A 17714-nucleotide genomic window follows, 5' to 3' on the forward strand; every position below is an offset into this window, starting at 1 on the left:
GCATAACCGGAAAATCTCCGCTTATTTTACTTTTGCTTGTTACTCGATTAATAACAAGACATCTTATATAAAAAGGAGTGAGTTCCTAAAGAACCTCATTTTGATGCATTACGGTGAGGTTTTATAAAAATAAGGTTTTTGTATTCCTAATAAAGAAACTCGCCAATGGCGAGTTTTACTTTGCTGTCATTTCGGCACGTATTTTAAGAAAAGCACCTTGAGTCGGAACCCTTTACAGTTTTTGGTGATCCTTTTTGCAAGAATTACATTTTATTTCCGTTGTTTTCTTTTGTAGCCTTACGACTAGCTGCCCTTTCTTTTGCTGCTTGAGAAACTTGTTGTCCACGGTTGGTTTTTGTTGTGGCTGCAGTAGTTGGCTTAGAACTTGGCTTCGCAGCTGAAGTCGTTGGTGTTGTTGGTTTTGTGCTTGTCACTGGTTTTGTTGTTGTTACAGGTTTTGTGCTTGTTACTGGTTTCGTTGTTGTGGCAGGCTTTGTGCTTGTCGCTGGTTTCGTTGTTGTGGCAGGCTTTGTGCTTGCACTTGTTGTATTAGTTCTCGGCTTGGTTGTTGTACTTATTGTAGCAGTCCTTGGCTTTGTGGATGTAGTCGTTGTTGTCGGTGCTTTCGTGTTTTTTACAGATACCGTTGTTGCAACAGGTGTTACAGCTGGTGCCTTATTCGTTGTACTGAGTTTTTTTGTATTTGCTTGAACAGCTATTGTAGCCGGATGGCTATTTTTTAAAGCTACTTGAGTAGCTGCAATATCATGGTCTTTCACGTTAGTTGTTGGTGTTGGGTCCTTTTTTTCTGGCTGGTTAACGACAATCGCTTTTTCCCTGTCTGCAGATATCGGAAAAGCAATCTCTTTTGTTAAACGTTTAAGAGGTTGTTCAGCCAACAAAGCGTTGGCGACAGAAAACGTAACAGCTCCCGCTAATACCATGGCAAAGGCACCCTTGGTCATTTTTTTCATGCTATACCCCTCTTGCTTTTTTGTGTGAGTTCATATCAATATAATACGAACCTACCAGGAAGTATTATGGGGGTAGCCTGAATTTTTGGAGTCTATTAAAATGGCTTTTTATAAAAAACTAACTTTTTCGAAGGAGAAATAAAGTTGTTCACTAGTAATTGATACCTCGGACTCTCTTTTTCCGAGCTCACGGGCGAAATAACTTCTATTCGTTACCATCGACTCCTTTTTTCCGGGTTCACGGGCACAATTAACTTCTATTTGTTACCATCGACTCCTTTTTTCCGGGCTCAGGGCACAATTAGCTTCTATTTGTTACCATCGGCTCCTTTTTTTCTGGCTCACGGGCACAATTAGCTTCTATTTGTTACCACTAGCTCCTTTTTTCCAGGATTCCGTGCACAATTATGGGAATTGGTTGAGTCCAATTCCCTTTACTTTTGTAAAATAACTCTATCTATCAAACTATCTCGTCGCATTAGGTAGCATATCCCGCCCCTTTTTAATAAAGACAAATGATAATAGCCCGATGATTGCCATATATAATTCAATGACCCATAAGTTTTTAAGATGTCCTGTTTGGAAGAATACGAGTGGGAAGTCAATCGCCGCGTGAACGAGGATCGCATAGATTACATAGGAAAATTTCTTTTTCACGACTGCTAGTAATACCAATAAACTAAAAGCGATTTGCAGGAATACAGCAAAAAACCGCTCCAAACTGCCTAATAAATAAAAGGAAACCCCTTGATTTAATAGTGATTCTTTCATCCCTGCCAACTGATCAGCTGGAATACTCCCTGCTAAGGATGACTCAAATGTTCCCGAATTAATCATAAAAGCGAAGATCATGTTTGGCACAACCGTCATCAGCACCAACAAAACCGCTTCAATACCGCCCCAGCCGATTCCAAACGAGATTCCTCCTTTGTAATCATGGAATTTTTTCAGGAGCCAAATAAATAATAGAAACCGTCCCAGCTCTTCAAATAAGCCTGCTGCCATGCCGCCGTATAATCCAAATAACCAGGGGTGGTCTGCATAATTCGGAAAGTTTGTGATGACAACTACGTGCAATATTTTTTCTAAAATCTGTGTTATGACAACAAACCCAATAGCGCCAATGACCACCGGCTTTACAGCAATTCCCGTTTTCTTTCGATATACCAAAATCAATCCTACAAATAAACTAATTGAAACCACAATCGGAACAAACATCGAAATAATCGTTGCCGTACTTACCATTCCAATCTCCCCTTTTTTGTATCCGTTAAGTTAATTATTATCATTCTTAATAATGATAATAATTTGAATGTAAATTACTGTCAATGGTTTTTCAAAAAAATCTCCTTTAGTAATAATTTATTTATTAACACAAAAAATCCCCTTTATCACGTTTGTTTCCATTAAGGAAATAAAGTAATAAAGAGGATTTGAACAATCCTAATGAAATGATTATAGGAACAACCCTACAATAGTTCCAGTTAAGACTGATCCCATTGTTGCTACTAATAAAACCTTTAAACCAACCTTAGCTAATTCACTTGCTTTTTCATTATTGATAGCCTGTACAGTTCCTAAGATAATTCCAATCGAAGAGAAATTAGCGAAGGATACTAAGAATGATGATACGATACCTACCGTCTTATGAGACATATGAGGGATCATTTTCATGAAGTCTAACATAGCAACGAATTCGTTTGCAGCTACCTTAGTACCCATGACTGAGCCAGCTCTAACAATCTCATTTGAAGGAATACCCATAATCCAAGCGATGGGAGCGAATACATATCCAAGTACGCCAGTAAAAGAAATACCGAAGATGGAAGTGAAAATCCAGTTAACAGCCGCGATCAATCCTACATAAGTGATAAGCATAGCGCCTACGATTAAGGCCGTCTTCCCGCCAAGCAATGTCCAGTTGCCGATTGCTTCGAAAAGAGATTTCTCAGGAATCATTCCCTTAATATCGATTACTTCATCTTCTTCTTTACGAACAGGACATACGATTGTTGATAGGATAAGTCCAGAGAATACGTTAATTGGTAACGCAACCAATACATACTCCGGTGGAATCATTTGCATGTAAGCACCTAGGATTGAACAACTTACCGCAACAAGAGAAGAAGTAACAACAACAAACAAGCGGTTTCCAGAAAGATTAGGTATGAATGACTTAACAGAAAGGATAGCAGACGTATCACCAAATACCATAGAATTCACCGCAACAAATGATTCCACTTTTGGAAGACCTGTTATTTTACTTACCGCACCGCCAATGTATTTAATAGCCAATGGCAATATTCTTGAATAAGTTAAGATACCGAGAATAGCTGTTACGAATACAATCATCATTAGAACATTTACAAAGAATAAATTCTTTCCTGCAAGGTCACCGAATACGAATGAAATCCCGTCATTCCCGAAAGAAAGAACTTTGTTAAAGCCATCTACGATCTTGTGCAGTACTTTTTGACCGATTGAAGTATTAAGCATAAACCAAGCGATTAACAACTGAACGACTGCCATGATACCAACTGCACGAAAGTTAATGTTTTTCTTATCGTTTGACATTAACCATGCAATAACTATTAGAGCAAGGATTCCAACAATCCCGATTAAAATTGACATATTATTTTACCTCCAAAGCATTGATTACTTGAAAACTTGTCTCTTTTTTATATGAAAGCTTTACGCTGAAAAAACTTATAATAAAATAGACGATAGCTAGAATTAACACATAGGTCCAGATTTGATTAACAATTGGTTCATTCCAGACACCTAAAAAATAAAGAAGCGCTGGTATAGTCAACGTTACCCATGACTGAACAAATGCAACCAATCCAATATAATGGTCAATTTTCTTATGAAGAGCATTTGATAAAAAGAACAGAAACCATAAGAATGCCCACATGGCCCATGTTAGTGCATTGACCACATTATGAAAGTGAATAATCGATGTTAAGGTATAAATCACCCCAATAATAGCAACCCATAGACTAAACCAACCAAGCCCGCTCCCATCAAGCCCCTTCCATAAGGTGGAACCCACATATAAATAAGTTAACCCAAATAAGAAAATAGATGCATAATTATAAAGGTCCCAATGGTCTTGGCCCGAAATAACGATTAAATAACATGGGATAATTATTTGAAGGGTTCCTACAAAAATATTAAAGATACCCACACTTTTTCCATCTGCTTTTCCTAATAGCATCAGACTGTTTAGGAATAAAACTGCACCTGATAGAAATAAACCAACATTACTCATATAAATTGCTGTGAAAAGTATTTTTCACAACATTCCCCTCCTTAATCTAATCACTGCATTTTCTTCTCTCGTTTTCTAAAACGACTGATTCTCCGTGAGCGCTTTCATTAATCTAAAATTACTTTTCTAATATAACATACATCCTGAACAAATGTTAAAACATAATTGAACAAAATGTAAATTTATTATTTTCCATTTTTCTTAAAAATGCCCAATATTATATATTCCCTATAATTTTTGCGAATTAATTCTAAAAATTGAAACTTTGTAAAAAACAATTTGGAAAAATGTAAAAAAATAAACGTCGGTTTACTTAGTTTAAATGAGAAGGAAGTTCAGTCACTTCATGTGATTTTGAAGGTTGATTTCAAAGTAATCTGATAAAATGTAAAAGAAGATGGTAAATAAAGGTGTTAAAATAATGTAGTAAGAAGGACCTAGATCAGATTTATCCTAAAATAATTTGAATTTTCGTAGGTGATCAAATGAAAATTTCAATCGAAGAAATAAACAAAGAACTAGCAGAAGAAATCCTCATTAGGTGCCATGAGGTAGATGATGAAATACACGAAATCGTAAACAAGTTGAAAATCGGGGACCTGATTGTACTAGGATACCAAAATGATAGAGTTCACCGTATTAATCTTAGTGATATTTATTATTTCGAGGCAGTTGACGGAAAGGTTTTTAGTTACTGCAAGGATATAAAGGGCGTCAGCAAGTTCACTTTAGAAGAGACATATTGATTTTTATCTAGTTGAAAAAAAGACATAGGTATTGAACAAAGGTCCTGCCATAACTTGCACTTTGTCGTCGTTATTAATGTTTCGACTACCACAAACAAATAAATAATTCGATTAAAGGCTGAGATATACATATAAAAACTGTATATCATTCAGCCTTTTCTATTTTTACCTATACTGGAAAAATCCTTCTATTTAAACATCATGATTTTCTAGAAAAAAAGACATCCTAAAGATGACAGCGATGTATCTAAATTCCAGATTGTTATGAATACTACTCCACCTAAGATTGAAGGGAGATTAAGTTGTGAAACTGTATCAAGTCAGAAAAGGCCAATTTGTTTACTATAACAATGAGTTACACAAGGTGTATGGAGTAAAACCAATGTATAAACTCTCTATTCATCTTATTAAGTTGAGGGATTTAACTCAGCATATAACAAATGCAGCGAGTGTGGAAAAATACATTCCAAGGGAAAATGACAGCTTTATTTATAATCATAAGGTATATACGCTTAGGAATAATCAAAAACCAGTAGCGGGAGATTTGATTTTCATTAACAATCCGGCCCCCGATACCCTGGATCACTATTCCTTAAATGAAATTGAAGTGGTTGAAACGGTTGATAAAAAAGGGGTCATTACAAGCGATTTGGATGGTATCAAGCATACCGAATATTTATTGATGGTACCTGGCCGTGCTCCTGACAGTCATCCTATCGATTATAAAGACATGATAAATATGGAAGAAAACCTTGATGATGATGGGCCGCAAATTGTTCATCCGTACGGCGAGTTATCCACGCAGTTGGGAGACATTTTTAAAAAGAAAGATAGTGATGTGTTAATAGAAGCGATGGTAGTTGCCATTAAAGGACAAACTATTTATCTTGGAGGCGAATTAGAGGTGCCGCATGAAGAGTTGATGGATACGGATAAGTGGGAATTTCAATACAATCCGTTTAATAACTAGCATTAGTATTTTTCTAGTACCCAGGAGGTTTCCATGGATAAAATTAAAGAAAATAGTGTATTTATTATCTCTCTATTACTGACCCTCATATTTATTGTCTGGGGCGTTTTTTTTACAAACAATCTTACCAAAGTCACCAACGCCGTTTATAATGGCTCCATTGATTACCTTGGTTGGGTTTATCTCGGTACTACTCTATTTTTCGTCTTTTTTTCGATATACTTATTGTTCTCAAAATACGGAAATATCCGACTCGGCAGGAAGAATGACACTCCTGATTTCTCTACTGCTTCCTGGCTGGCCATGCTGTTTGGTGCTGGTATGGGTGTCGGGATTGTGTACTGGAGCGTCGCCGAACCGGTAACCCATTATACAGCCCCTCCGTACGGAAAAGCTTATACCATTGATGCAGCCAACACCGCAATGAAATACACGTTTTTCCATTGGGGCCTGCACCCATGGGCAATCTACACTGTTATTGGGTTAGCCCTTGCTTTTTTTCAATATAATAAACGGCTTCCTGCATCTATCAGTTCAGCGTTTTATCCCATTTTGGGCGACAGGATTCATGGGCCAATTGGCAAAACAATCGATATCCTGTCCATCTTTGCAACAGTCTTTGGTATTGCCACCTCTTTGGGGCTTGGGGCCATGCAGGTTACTGCAGGTATGCATGACATTTTTGGCATTCCTAATACGCTATTTATCCAGCTGATTGTCATTTTAGTTGCAACAATACTTTTTATTATTTCTCTTAATACAGGGCTGGAAAGAGGAATAAAGTACTTATCCAATGCAGCAATCATTTTTTCAGTGGCAATCCTTGTACTAATTATGATTGTCGGTCCGGCGTTAACCGTTATTAAAGTGTTTTTCAATACAATGGGACTGTATTTAAGTGACTTTTTACATATGAGTTTACGGTTAAGCCCTTTTGGAAAGGGTGAGAAATGGATTGCTTCATGGACCTTGTTTTACTGGGCTTGGTGGATTGCCTGGGCGCCATTCGTCGGCATGTTCATTGCTCGGGTTTCAAGAGGGAGGACAATAAAGGAGTTTGTGGTTGGTGTATTGATTGTTCCCACACTTGGAACCTGTCTTTGGATGTCCGTGTTTGGCGGCTCAGCACTTGACCTTGTTCAGGTTCCCGGAAACCGTGATTTAGCAAAACATATCGCCGAAAATATAAACTTGTCTATATTTATATTCTTCGACCACCTTCCATTAAGCACCTTGTTAAGCATTTTAGGTTTTGCCGTGGTAGCTATTTATTATATAACTGTTGCCGATACCGCCACCTTTGTATTAGGAATGCTAAGTGAAGGCGGAACGTTTAATCCTTCTAACAAAATAAAGATGACATGGGGTGTCATCCAATCTGCTTTATCTGCTGTTTTGCTGATCGCCGGTGGTTTGGAGGTATTGCAGACTGCTTCCATCGCAGCCGCACTCCCATTTGCCTTTATCATGCTCGCCATGTGCTACTCATTGCTAACAGGCTTAAAAAATGAAGCTGAATTACAAAGAGGCAATAAGAGAAACACGCAACATTATTAATGATTAATAAAAAACCTTCCTGATTGTGTCATTGATTTGGAAGGTTTTTGTGTAACATTATTACCTAAAGAACGAAAGTAATTGTTTAAAATAGTTAATCCCTTTTACTTATGATATGGTTCAACGTAATGCATCAAAATGAGGTCTTTTGCTAAAATCAAAGCAACCTTCAAATATTCAAAAACCCGTCCCATCTCACTTCCTTTTAAATAAGAATTCTTGTCCTTAATTAAGTAACCAGCGAAAGTAAAATAAGCGGAATTTTTCCGGTTAAATGCAGAATGGAGCTCGTTTCGGGATAAATAAAGGGAGTTTTTCCGCTTATGCAAAGCAAAATCCCCCATTTTCACATTTTTCGAGTAAATAGGCGGAATTTCTCCGTCTATTTTAGCTATTTTTAATGATATTTACTAATTAAGCGGAATTTTTCCGTTTATATATCTGATCGGGTGCTTAACATGATCCCCCAACCGATAAGAGCGGATCCTCTTGCTGTTTTCCCCTATTCTTGCAAATATTCTGCAAGGCGGAAAAGCAGACATTGATCCATATTACGCTATTGAAACTGAAAATGACCTAATTCTGAAATTTTTTGATTATGAATTAAAGGGCATTGGCCATTTCACTCCCGAGGAGGCATATTGATGATGAAAGGCTGAACCATATACATATATAAATGGTATATGGTTCAGCCTTATCTATTTTAGCTAGCTATTTTTTATTAATAAAATTAATTAATTTAAGTGGTTGTTAATTTGGCATAGATGACAAAGAACAGGGCTAATTCCCCTATGACCACAATATTTGGAACTACTACTATTAAATTAATAATAAAAAAGACTACTAAAATCCCCAAAAATAACCCTAAATGATAAATTTTCAATCTGTGGTGCTTATGTCTATATTGGTGGAAAACAAAAGTAGTTGACAAGAAATAGAGCAAAACAGAGCAAAAAACGAAATACAGAATAAATGAATAATGAACTTCATGTAAAAACAATAGTCTAATCGATGCTGCAATCATGCTCAAAGACATTAAAATAAACAGGTGACCGTAAATAATGGTTTGTCCGATCGTTTGTAACGATTTGTCAACTTTCTTCTCCACATTATCGAAATACTGCCACCACATCGATATTATTAGGATAAATGATATGGCCGAAAAGCCTATTGAATTCCAATTTCCTTGTTTAGGTTGAATTACCGCAAGGGTGCTGACAAGTGCTTCACCAAAAAGAATAATGGTAAAAAGACCAAATCGCTCTAATAAGTGGGCCGTATTTGTGGGTACCTTAACTAAATACTTTCGTCCAGATATTGGAACCATCATATCGATAATGATACCCGCATATAACACAGCATAACGAAGCCAAGAATCAAAAAGGAGAGAGAGTAGTGATATAATGATTCCAATCCAAAAATACCTTCCCAAATATCGGGCTGCTATTTTTCGAAATCCCTCTTCTATACGCTGGACAATAAGATATTGGGTCGCTGTCACTGCTCTTAAGCCAATATAACCAATTAAAAAAGAAAGATAATATTGATCAAAATCAACTGATAAGCTTGATGTCATAATTAGGACAAAGAACATCTGTACAATCAAAAATAGTCTCTGATGAAATAAATCTTGTCCAAACCGGTTTACAAACAAGGTTTGCCCTACCCAAGCCCACCAGATAGGAATAAAAATTAACACAAACTTAAATAAAAACTCCGTATGGATATACCCATCTTCAACATGGAGTAAAACATGGGTTGCAGCCGCAACAGCCGCCACAAATAACAAATCATAAAAAAGCTCTAACCACGTAACCTTCTTTTCTTCCATGTTGTACTCCTTCCTGTCCCATAATAGATTTAAATTTCTCAAAAAAATCTATGTTCTTCATATCCTATTGGCATTGTAACGAATAAAGACGATCATATTTATAAATTCAATGAGATTTAATTATTTCCTCTTAAAAATTAAAAGAGGCCCTTCCATTATAAAAATAGCCCCTAACTTTTATAGGTTCGGAGCTATGTATAACAGCATGAAATTAAATTCAACGTATCCCCACAAATCGTTTATGCTCCTTAATCACCAACTGAATAAATTTTTCCCTCTCCCATTCACTACTTTTAAGAATCTTAACATTTTCAGGCTTTTTCAAAAAACGTTTTACTTTGTTGTTGTGCCAAATGATGTAATTGTATCGAACATCTTTATCCAAATCGGCAAACCATTCTTCTTCCTTTAATTCATTGATGTTTTTTTCAAGCTTTGACTTCGGAGTAGGAATCACTGCCTCTATTAGACCGCCAATCAAATCACCAATTAAATCAACTATAAAATCAGCTATCAACATTCCCACTACTCCTTGTCATGAAGAAGAATTCGTATAGCAATTAAATAATAGTACTCTAATGATCGAAAGTAAATATTTATACGGAACAGCTTGCATCCTTGGAAGGTTTTTCATTCTTTTTGTAGAATCATTAAACTCCGGGTGTTATTGAAAGGGGGAATTGTGGATTGGTTACCACGACTAATGACATCGCGAGGACAGATGCCGCCCTGTCTAAAAAGTTAATCTTATTAATGTCGATTGCCTGTGGGATGGCGGTTGCAAATCTTTACTACAATCAACCGCTCCCTGCCGACATGGGTCGAACCTTTCATGCTACCGTTCATCAAATCAGCAATATCGCAATGTTCACCCAAATTGGCTATGCTGTGGGGATGTTTATTTTTGTTCCAATGGGCGACATGAAGGAGCGCCGGAAGTTGATTACGATTTTATTGATCGCCGTAACGATTTCCCTTATTGGGGTTGCCACGGCCCAAGATCTCCTCTGGATGAACATCGCAAGTTTGGCTGTGGGAGTGACAACGGTAGCACCGCAAATCATCCTTCCCCTCGCAGCCCAACTGGCCGCTCCCATGGAACGAGGCAAAGTGATTGGCTCTATCATGAGCGGGTTATTCATTGGCATTTTATTAGCAAGAACCGTCTCAGGACTCATTGGCGGAATCCTCGGCTGGCGTACCATGTACTGGCTCGCTGCCGCGATGATGCTGGCATTAGCGGTCATTTTGCGAACATTTCTTCCGAAGAGCTACCCTGAGTCCCGTTTATCCTTTCCGGATCTCTATAAATCAATCTGGCAATTAATTATGACCGAGCCGATTTTAAGAGAAGCCTCATTAATCGGTGCGATGCTGTTTGGCTGTTTTAGTTTATTTTGGACGTCCCTTTCGTTTTTTCTCGAAGGAGAACCATATCATTATGGCAGTGAAGTGGCAGGATTATTTGGCTTAGTAGGCATCGTAGGAGTAACGGGTGCACCTATCGTCGGCCGTTTGGCAGACCGATTCAACGCCAAGGCAATGGTGGGTCTGTTAATTGGGATTAGCCTATTATCTTATTTATTCTTCGGTTTTTTTGGAACATTCTTATGGGCCTTGATCGTTGGTGTAGTTCTCTTAGACTTAGGTGTTCAAGGAGCCCAAGTCTCCAACCAAACAAGAATCTATAGTTTAATTCCGGAGGCACGGAGTCGGTTAAATACCGTGTACATGGTTAGTTATTTTCTCGGCGGTTCCCTCGGTTCAAGCCTTGGAGGCTATGCTTGGAACTGGTGGAAATGGCAGGGAGTTTGTTTAACTGGGGGCGTAATGATCCTCATCGCACTCATCATCTGGGCCACACATCGGACAAAAGAATAAATCGGAACAGGCTTCCATATTGCTTTTTTAAAAGAGTAACAGTTTTTTAAAGAGTCTTCTGCTGGATTATGGGTAATTTTCCCTGTAAAAATAGTTCTAATTTCAATAGGTCATTCTATGAAAAAGGTACTGTTTTAGTGTGCTTTACTGAAGATTAATACTCTATTAATTACGACTTTACAATTCTCCTATACTTTTAAATTGAAATACATAATCTTATAGGAGATGAATGGAGAATGAAAAAGAGTTTGATTGCTGGATTAGCTTGTCTGTCTCTTGCGGTAACTTCAGGTGCACCTTATGCTGTTTTAGCCCACCCTATTGAAACATCAGCTACTGACAATGGACAAACAACCTTACGTCCTCTTACCTCTGATGTAGCCGTAATCGCACATCGCGGTGCCTCTGCCTACGGCCCGGAACATACACTGACAGCCTATAAGCAGGCTATGACAATGAAGGCTGATTATGTGGAATTCGATTTACAAATGACCAAGGATGGCCAATTGATCGCTTTGCATGATGAAACGCTCGCACGAACAACGAATGCAAAGGAACTTTATCCGGACCGTGCACCTTGGCGGGTAAAGGATTTTACTCTCGAAGAAATCAGCCGTCTCGATGCAGGTTCATGGTTTAACAAAGCTTATCCGGATAAGGCAAAAACAGAATACATTGGACAGCATGTACCGACGCTCGAGGAAGCCATTGAATTTGTCAAAAAACATGGAAATGGCAAAGTCGGCCTTTATATGGAAACAAAAGCACCAAGCGTATATCCAGGAATGGAAGAGAAAGTAATTGAAATCTTGAAAAAAACCAATGTCTTGGATGACAAAAAGCTATTTCTTGAATCATTTAGCGAGGAAAGCCTTCGTAAGTTGAAGACTCTTGCACCTAATGTAAAGCTGATTCAGCTTTATTCAGGAGGTATGCTTGCAGGTAAGGATGTATATCAAGAATTCAAGCGAATCTCTGACTATGCTTCTGGTGTAGGCCCTAGTAAGGAGCTTGTTGTTCCGAAGCTTATGGAAGCCGCTCATCAAAACCAGTTTCTCGTCCATCCTTGGACCGTAAATTCTCAGGATGATATGGTATCCTTGCTCTCTCTTGGTGTAGACGGAGAGTTCACAAACAATCCTGACCTGTTGGATGATTTATTGGACAGGCCGTTTATTTCACATGGAGTGGCCAGCGGAGATGTAACCGATTCTTCAGCGATTTTATGGGCACGTACAAACGGAAAAGCTAATGTTAAATTTGAATTATCTACTGACAGCAGTTTTAAAGATAATACGATCGTCAAAACAGGCCATGCTGATGTAGAAGATGATTATACAGTAAATGTAGAGGTCACCGGATTAAAGGCTGATACGAAATATTATTACCGGGCACATGCGGTTTCCAGCAAGTATTCTGTGAACGGTTCATTTAAAACCGCACCAGAGGAAAACAGCTTAAAACCAATGACAGTGGTATGGGGCGGAGATACTGGCGGCCAAGGAGAAATTCCGCCGTTTAAATCTTTCAAAGCGATGTCATCTTTAGATCCGGACTTCTTCCTGTTCAGCGGGGACACCATTTATGCTGATAATAAGACACCGGCTGTGCCTAACCCTCCTTCTCAAACCGTTCAGGATTTCTGGGCAAAATATAAGGAGAACCGAACAGATCCGGGATTACGCGGCCTTTTACAGAAAACAGGAACGTTTGCTATATGGGATGATCATGAAGTGACCAATGACTTTTCAGGTCCTTCCCAGCCGTTGACGTCAAATGGGTTGCGTGCGTTTAAGGATTATTGGCCAATTTCCAGTGAACGCAGTTCAGCGGACAAACTTTATCACAAGTATTCTTGGGGTAATGCCATGGATATGATCATTCTTAACAACCGTGGCTACCGCTCTCCAAACACCATGGCAGATGGGCCTGATAAAACAATGCTCGGCGAAGAACAAGTAAAATGGCTGGAACAACAGCTTCTCGAATCAGATGCCAAGGTGAAATTTGTAGCGACTTCAGTGCCAATCTCCGTTCCAACCGGAAAGGCAACTGCCAGGGATGGATGGGCAAATGGAAATCAAGTTAACCCTAATGATGTAACAGGATATGAGAACGAGTTCAAAAAGATCTCTGATTTTATTATTGAAAAAGGAATCAAAAACGTTTATTTTGTTACAACCGATGTCCATTTTGCCGAGGTCATCAAATATGATGCAAATCAGGACGGCAAAACAGATTATCACGAATTAATCAGCGGTCCAATCGGAGCAGTGAAAATCCAGCCTGGCACATTGGATCCTACCTTCGGCCCTGAACGCTTGTATGCGGAAGGTAACTTCTTCAACTTCGGTGTGTTCCATGTAGATCCGGCCAAAAATCAAGCAGGCGTCGAAATACGCGATGAAAACGGTAAGGTCCATTTCAGCCAAACTTTCCAGCTTGAAGATTAAAAAAACTAATCGATAACCAGGAGACTGGTCTCCCTGGTTGTATCAAACTCATAAAAGGATCGGGCCACGCCCGGTCCTTTTTGTCGCTTTGTATGAATAATCAGGCATTCTTAATCGGTCTTTACTTTTTAAATAACCAACCTTTTTTGTAAAACCAAAAACTCATTATCTCTGTGTAACTCATAAACTTCTTCTATGATTTTTTTACTCCTTGGTTCCTTTTCCTCATACTCATTGGCGTTGGATATTCTATCAAATAATAGTCCGTTAATTCGAATTTTATAAATTATTAAAAAATTCTCTTGTAATCTCTTACCAAATTTGTTACTATTACGAACATAAAAAATTATCCAACAATACTATTAGTTGAACAATATTACTATTTTAATCTTGCTCAACAATGATCAAATAGGAGGTTCTTACATGGGCAGAAAATTCATAAAATCATTACTAATCATACTCCCATTAATTTCGCAGTTAGTGGTCCTTCCTTTCGTCAATCGAATCGACCCGATTGTTTTGGGATTACCCTTTCTTCAATTTTGGCTGTTTTTATGGATCATCCTAACACCGTTATGCACATTAGGGATCTATCAACTCGATAAATCGGAAGGGAGTCTTGACTAATGCAACAGGGAAATTTAACAGCTTTGTTAATCACAGCATTCATTGTCTTAACCGTTGTTTTAATTGGATTTATAGCAGGGCGTAATAAAACAGCACGAAGCTCAGTAGAGGAATGGTCCGTTGGTGGTAGACGCTTTGGCGGATTGCTGGTTTGGTTTTTAGTAGGAGCAGATTTATATACGGCTTATACCTTTTTAGGACTTACAAGTACAGCTTATGCAGGTGGAAGTCTTGCCTTCTTTGCGATTCCTTATTGTATCATCGCTTATTTTGTTTCCTATTTTTATCTTCCTAAACTATGGAAGGTAGCGAATAAATTCAAGCTGACCACATTAGCGGATTATGCGCGAGAACGTTTTGGCAGTAAACTTCTATCTTCTATTATTGCTATTGTCGGCGTATTAATGCTAATCCCATATATTGATTTGCAGCTAGCAGGCATTCAAGATACGCTTCAAGTAGCTGGAACAGGTTTTATCAATGTCAAGGTAGTCGTGATTACATCCTTCTTGCTGGTGGCTCTGTTTACCTTTTTTAGCGGAATCAAAGGCCCGACTTATACAGCGATCATTAAAGATGTACTTGTCTGGGCGATTATGTTATTCCTTGTCGTTTCTCTGCCGATTATTCATTTTGGCGGCTGGAGCCCAATGATCGATACCTTTGTCAAGGAATCACCACAACTACTGACGATTCCGACAACTGGCCCGAAAGGCATTCCATGGTTCATGACCGCATCACTTGTTTCAGCCTTGGCATTATTTATGTGGGCCCACGGGGCAACAGGCGTATTCACAGCGAAAAGTGCGGATGCTGTTCGAAAAAATGCGATCTTCCTTCCTTTATATAATATCGTCCTAATCCTGGTTATTTTCCTTGGCTTTGTCGCATTCCATGTGTTACCGGAAGGAAGCAATCCACGGTTTGCCTTTTTAAATCTCATTCAAGTTTCATACGGCGGGATTGGACAAGGCTTAGCGTATTCAACGATCGCCTTAGCATCGTTAATTCCATGTTCGATTATGGCCATCGGTGCGTCCAACTTATTTGCCAACAACATCTATCGTGATTTAATCAATCCGAACGTAAAAGGCGCCAAATTAACACTCGTTACTCGTTCCATGGTATTCGTTGTCATTGGCCTTGCTTTATTATTTGGACTGTTATTCCCTACAGCGTTAGTATCTTTACAGCTTTTAGGTGTATCAGGAATGGTTCAGATTTTCCCAGCGATTGTGATCAGCTTATTCTGGAAAAATCAAACGAAAGAAGCTACAACGATTGGATTGCTTGTCGGTTTGGCAACAACCTTTACAGTATACGGAACAAACAGCTCGCATGGAATTTATGAAGGGTTTTGGGGATTATCTGCAAACTTATTAACCATTATTCTATTAAATCCATTTTTCGCAGCAAAAGCGAAACAACGAACCAATTCTGTGAAAGAGTATTTGTTTAATTCTGCAAAATCTGCACAATCAAAACTTAGAAAAGGCGCATAACTAAATAATTGCTCCTTAAAATAAACACTTTTAATGTAGTTACACCGTTTGGACCTATGCTAGTCCAAACGGTGTTTTTTTGCCTGGTTGAAATATACTAACAATTATTTTGAATACTCATCCAGGAGTTTTTTTATTGATTGGTTTATTTCCTCTATATTCACATCTTTCACTTTCGCATTATTTATTTCATATTTCTTTTTTAACTTCAAAATTCTACTGACACTCTCATTTATTCTTTGTTCAGTAATTTCCCCTTTTTGGACAGCGATTTTTAAAGAAGAAATGGTTTCCACTATATTGTTATAATCATGTCCAACTAAAATAATATCGCTGCCAGCCCTGACTGATTCAACTGCTGCCCTGCCAATTGAATAATGGTCAATAATCGCCTTCATTGTCATGTCATCAGTTATTACAACACCGCTATAGTCCAACTGTTGCCTCAAGATTCCTGTTATTATATTTTTGGACATGGAAGATGGAAAAGTAGCATCCAGTTTGGGCAATAAGATATGGGCCACCATAACAACATCAGCACCGCTATTGATTGCCTGCTCAAACGGGATTAATTCGAGCTCTTTTAGTTGCTGAAGGCTTTTATTCACAATTGGCAGCTCCAGATGGGAGTCAACAGACGTATCTCCATGACCTGGAAAATGCTTAATGGTTGGGATAATGTTTTGCGACTGTATACCTTTAAAGGTTTGAATACCAAGCTTACTAACAATTTCAGAATTATTCCCGTATGATCTATCCCCTATAACCGGGTTTTTTGGATTGCTGTTGATGTCCAGCACAGGAGCAAAATCAAGATTGAAACCAAATTCTTTTAACTCCTTCCCTAACATCGTCCCCACATTATAGGAAAACTGAGAATTATTAATTGCCCCAATTTCTTTATTGGTTGGAAAATTAATCAATCCACCAGGGAGCCTGGTAACACGCCCACCTTCTTGATCAACACTTAGTAGAAGCGGCAAATTAGGATTACTTTCAGACTTCATTTGATTTAGAAGCTGAACTGCTTGGGTTGGGTTTACTAGATTGTTCTGATAAAAAATAATCCCACCAACCTTGTATTTCGTTATTAAGTTTTTTGTATTTGTATCCATGGTGGTGCCAGTTATACCTGCGATGATCATTTGCCCAATTTTCTCATCTAAACTCATACCTGCTATCAGATCTGATATGTTCTTTTGTTGGACAGGCTGATTGGGTTGACCCACTTGATTTTTTACTTTTGTATAGACTGAAATATGGTCCACTTTTGGATTAGGCTCCTGATCGGTTGGTTTTGGTAAGATCCATTTTAACTCTGTTAAAGGGGTAACCTGATAGACCAGAATGATTTGGTCATGAGTATCGTCTTTGAAGTACCGAATCTCATCAGGTTCGCCACCTGTCAACTTGATTTCATTTTGCCGGATTTTTTGTAATTTAGGATCATATGATCTGATATCCGAGACAACTTCACCCAGATATCCAATGACGACATTTCGATCCACATATTCTTCGAATCTTCCACTTGCAGTTTCTGTTGTTTGGTTCGGTTCTCCCCATTTATTATGTACTTCCTTAGCCTTAGTCTTACCGGAAATGAAAGGAATGGTAACCACTTTTCCTTCCTTTGCCTGGGAAAATATTTCACTACTATGGGCATGCAGATCCTGATTTTTGTCTTCAACTGATTCTGTTGGTACATTTGTTGAGGTTTGGGGTGGCTTAGAGTTTACCTTTGTTGACTGTTTTCCGCCCCAGTCCTTATCAATAGCATAAATAACTACAACGAGAATAATAAGGAAAGATAGGATTGACAAAATAAGAGGTTTCAAGTTGGATTTTTTACGTTTTGACATAAAAGGATCCCTTTCTTTGGCGAATTTGCCATTTATTTATTGC

15 protein-coding genes are annotated in these 17714 nt (G+C 38.3%); 7 read left to right on the forward strand and 8 right to left on the reverse strand.

Features of this window, described 5'->3' with window-relative positions:
• Positions 1-263 precede the first annotated feature (263 nt).
• The 4 genes from BR30_RS0106295 to BR30_RS0106310 form a co-directional block, all read right to left on the reverse strand.
• Positions 264-974: a hypothetical protein gene (locus BR30_RS0106295; RefSeq protein ID WP_026564276.1), complete on the reverse strand. Its 711-nt coding sequence runs from the start codon at positions 972-974 to the stop codon at positions 264-266.
• A gap of 465 nt (positions 975-1439) precedes the next feature.
• Complete coding sequence (locus BR30_RS0106300) at positions 1440-2219, reverse strand: YhfC family intramembrane metalloprotease (RefSeq protein WP_035445107.1); 780 nt, start codon at positions 2217-2219, stop codon at positions 1440-1442.
• Positions 2220-2429: 210 nt separating this feature from the next.
• The gene (locus BR30_RS0106305) at positions 2430-3605 is read right to left on the reverse strand and encodes a NupC/NupG family nucleoside CNT transporter (RefSeq protein WP_026564278.1); all 1176 of its coding nucleotides are present in this window, start codon (positions 3603-3605) and stop codon (positions 2430-2432) included.
• 1 nt (position 3606) lies between these two features.
• Positions 3607-4245: an AmiS/UreI family transporter gene (locus tag BR30_RS0106310; RefSeq protein WP_026564279.1), complete on the reverse strand. Its 639-nt coding sequence runs from the start codon at positions 4243-4245 to the stop codon at positions 3607-3609.
• A gap of 485 nt (positions 4246-4730) precedes the next feature.
• On the opposite strand from BR30_RS0106310, the gene BR30_RS32780 reads away from it, so the two are divergent.
• The 3 genes from BR30_RS32780 (at position 4731) to BR30_RS0106325 (ending at position 7518) form a co-directional block, all read left to right on the forward strand.
• Positions 4731-4991: a LytTR family transcriptional regulator DNA-binding domain-containing protein gene (locus BR30_RS32780; protein ID WP_231507637.1), complete on the forward strand. Its 261-nt coding sequence runs from the start codon at positions 4731-4733 to the stop codon at positions 4989-4991.
• 304 nt (positions 4992-5295) lie between these two features.
• On the forward strand, positions 5296-5961 hold the full coding sequence (locus tag BR30_RS0106320) for a hypothetical protein (RefSeq protein WP_026564280.1): 666 nt from the start codon (positions 5296-5298) through the stop codon (positions 5959-5961).
• Positions 5962-5994: 33 nt separating this feature from the next.
• Positions 5995-7518 (forward strand): glycine betaine uptake BCCT transporter, encoded by a 1524-nt coding sequence (locus BR30_RS0106325; protein WP_026564281.1) that lies wholly within the window; start codon positions 5995-5997, stop codon positions 7516-7518.
• A 104-nt stretch (positions 7519-7622) separates the two neighbouring features.
• Here the strand turns inward: BR30_RS0106325 and BR30_RS0106330 are convergent, their stop codons facing one another.
• The 3 genes from BR30_RS0106330 to BR30_RS32785 all read right to left on the reverse strand — a co-directional run bounded on the left by BR30_RS0106330 (position 7623) and on the right by BR30_RS32785 (position 9869).
• On the reverse strand, positions 7623-7847 hold the full coding sequence (locus BR30_RS0106330) for a hypothetical protein (protein ID WP_026564282.1): 225 nt from the start codon (positions 7845-7847) through the stop codon (positions 7623-7625).
• Positions 7848-8257: 410 nt separating this feature from the next.
• A complete protein-coding gene (locus BR30_RS0106340) occupies positions 8258-9349 on the reverse strand; it encodes a low temperature requirement protein A (protein WP_026564283.1) in 1092 nt (363 codons plus the stop codon).
• 217 nt (positions 9350-9566) lie between these two features.
• On the reverse strand, positions 9567-9869 hold the full coding sequence (locus BR30_RS32785; RefSeq protein WP_051633487.1) for a hypothetical protein: 303 nt from the start codon (positions 9867-9869) through the stop codon (positions 9567-9569).
• 167 nt (positions 9870-10036) lie between these two features.
• On the opposite strand from BR30_RS32785, the gene BR30_RS0106350 reads away from it, so the two are divergent.
• The 4 genes from BR30_RS0106350 to BR30_RS0106365 all read left to right on the forward strand — a co-directional run bounded on the left by BR30_RS0106350 (position 10037) and on the right by BR30_RS0106365 (position 15812).
• Positions 10037-11230 carry an MFS transporter gene (locus tag BR30_RS0106350; RefSeq protein ID WP_051633488.1) on the forward strand — a complete coding sequence of 398 codons (1194 nt, stop codon included), beginning with the start codon at positions 10037-10039 and terminating at the stop codon, positions 11228-11230.
• A gap of 236 nt (positions 11231-11466) precedes the next feature.
• The gene (locus BR30_RS0106355) at positions 11467-13683 is read left to right on the forward strand and encodes a glycerophosphodiester phosphodiesterase family protein (protein ID WP_026564285.1); all 2217 of its coding nucleotides are present in this window, start codon (positions 11467-11469) and stop codon (positions 13681-13683) included.
• 423 nt (positions 13684-14106) lie between these two features.
• A complete protein-coding gene (locus BR30_RS0106360; protein ID WP_026564286.1) occupies positions 14107-14310 on the forward strand; it encodes a DUF3311 domain-containing protein in 204 nt (67 codons plus the stop codon).
• Positions 14310-15812 (forward strand): sodium:solute symporter family protein, encoded by a 1503-nt coding sequence (locus BR30_RS0106365; protein WP_026564287.1) that lies wholly within the window; start codon positions 14310-14312, stop codon positions 15810-15812. Before BR30_RS0106360 ends, BR30_RS0106365 begins: the two co-directional genes overlap by 1 nt.
• A gap of 104 nt (positions 15813-15916) precedes the next feature.
• On the opposite strand, the gene nagZ is transcribed toward BR30_RS0106365, so the two are convergent.
• The gene (gene nagZ / locus BR30_RS0106370) at positions 15917-17671 is read right to left on the reverse strand and encodes a beta-N-acetylhexosaminidase (protein WP_026564288.1); all 1755 of its coding nucleotides are present in this window, start codon (positions 17669-17671) and stop codon (positions 15917-15919) included.
• Positions 17672-17714 lie beyond the last annotated feature (43 nt).

This window comes from Bacillus sp. UNC41MFS5 (assembly GCF_000686805.1).

Coding starts and splice junctions, on each gene's coding strand:
- BR30_RS0106340 (WP_026564283.1), bottom strand. CDS start 9,349: ATGGAAGAAAAGAAGGTTACGTGGTTAGAGCTTTTTTATGATTTGTTA.
- BR30_RS0106355 (WP_026564285.1), top strand. CDS start 11,467: ATGAAAAAGAGTTTGATTGCTGGATTAGCTTGTCTGTCTCTTGCGGTA.
- BR30_RS0106310 (WP_026564279.1), bottom strand. CDS start 4,245: ATGAGTAATGTTGGTTTATTTCTATCAGGTGCAGTTTTATTCCTAAAC.
- BR30_RS0106360 (WP_026564286.1), top strand. CDS start 14,107: ATGGGCAGAAAATTCATAAAATCATTACTAATCATACTCCCATTAATT.
- BR30_RS0106300 (WP_035445107.1), bottom strand. CDS start 2,219: ATGGTAAGTACGGCAACGATTATTTCGATGTTTGTTCCGATTGTGGTT.
- BR30_RS0106305 (WP_026564278.1), bottom strand. CDS start 3,605: ATGTCAATTTTAATCGGGATTGTTGGAATCCTTGCTCTAATAGTTATT.
- nagZ (WP_026564288.1), bottom strand. CDS start 17,671: ATGTCAAAACGTAAAAAATCCAACTTGAAACCTCTTATTTTGTCAATC.
- BR30_RS0106295 (WP_026564276.1), bottom strand. CDS start 974: ATGAAAAAAATGACCAAGGGTGCCTTTGCCATGGTATTAGCGGGAGCT.
- BR30_RS32785 (WP_051633487.1), bottom strand. CDS start 9,869: ATGTTGATAGCTGATTTTATAGTTGATTTAATTGGTGATTTGATTGGC.
- BR30_RS32780 (WP_231507637.1), top strand. CDS start 4,731: ATGAAAATTTCAATCGAAGAAATAAACAAAGAACTAGCAGAAGAAATC.
- BR30_RS0106325 (WP_026564281.1), top strand. CDS start 5,995: ATGGATAAAATTAAAGAAAATAGTGTATTTATTATCTCTCTATTACTG.
- BR30_RS0106365 (WP_026564287.1), top strand. CDS start 14,310: ATGCAACAGGGAAATTTAACAGCTTTGTTAATCACAGCATTCATTGTC.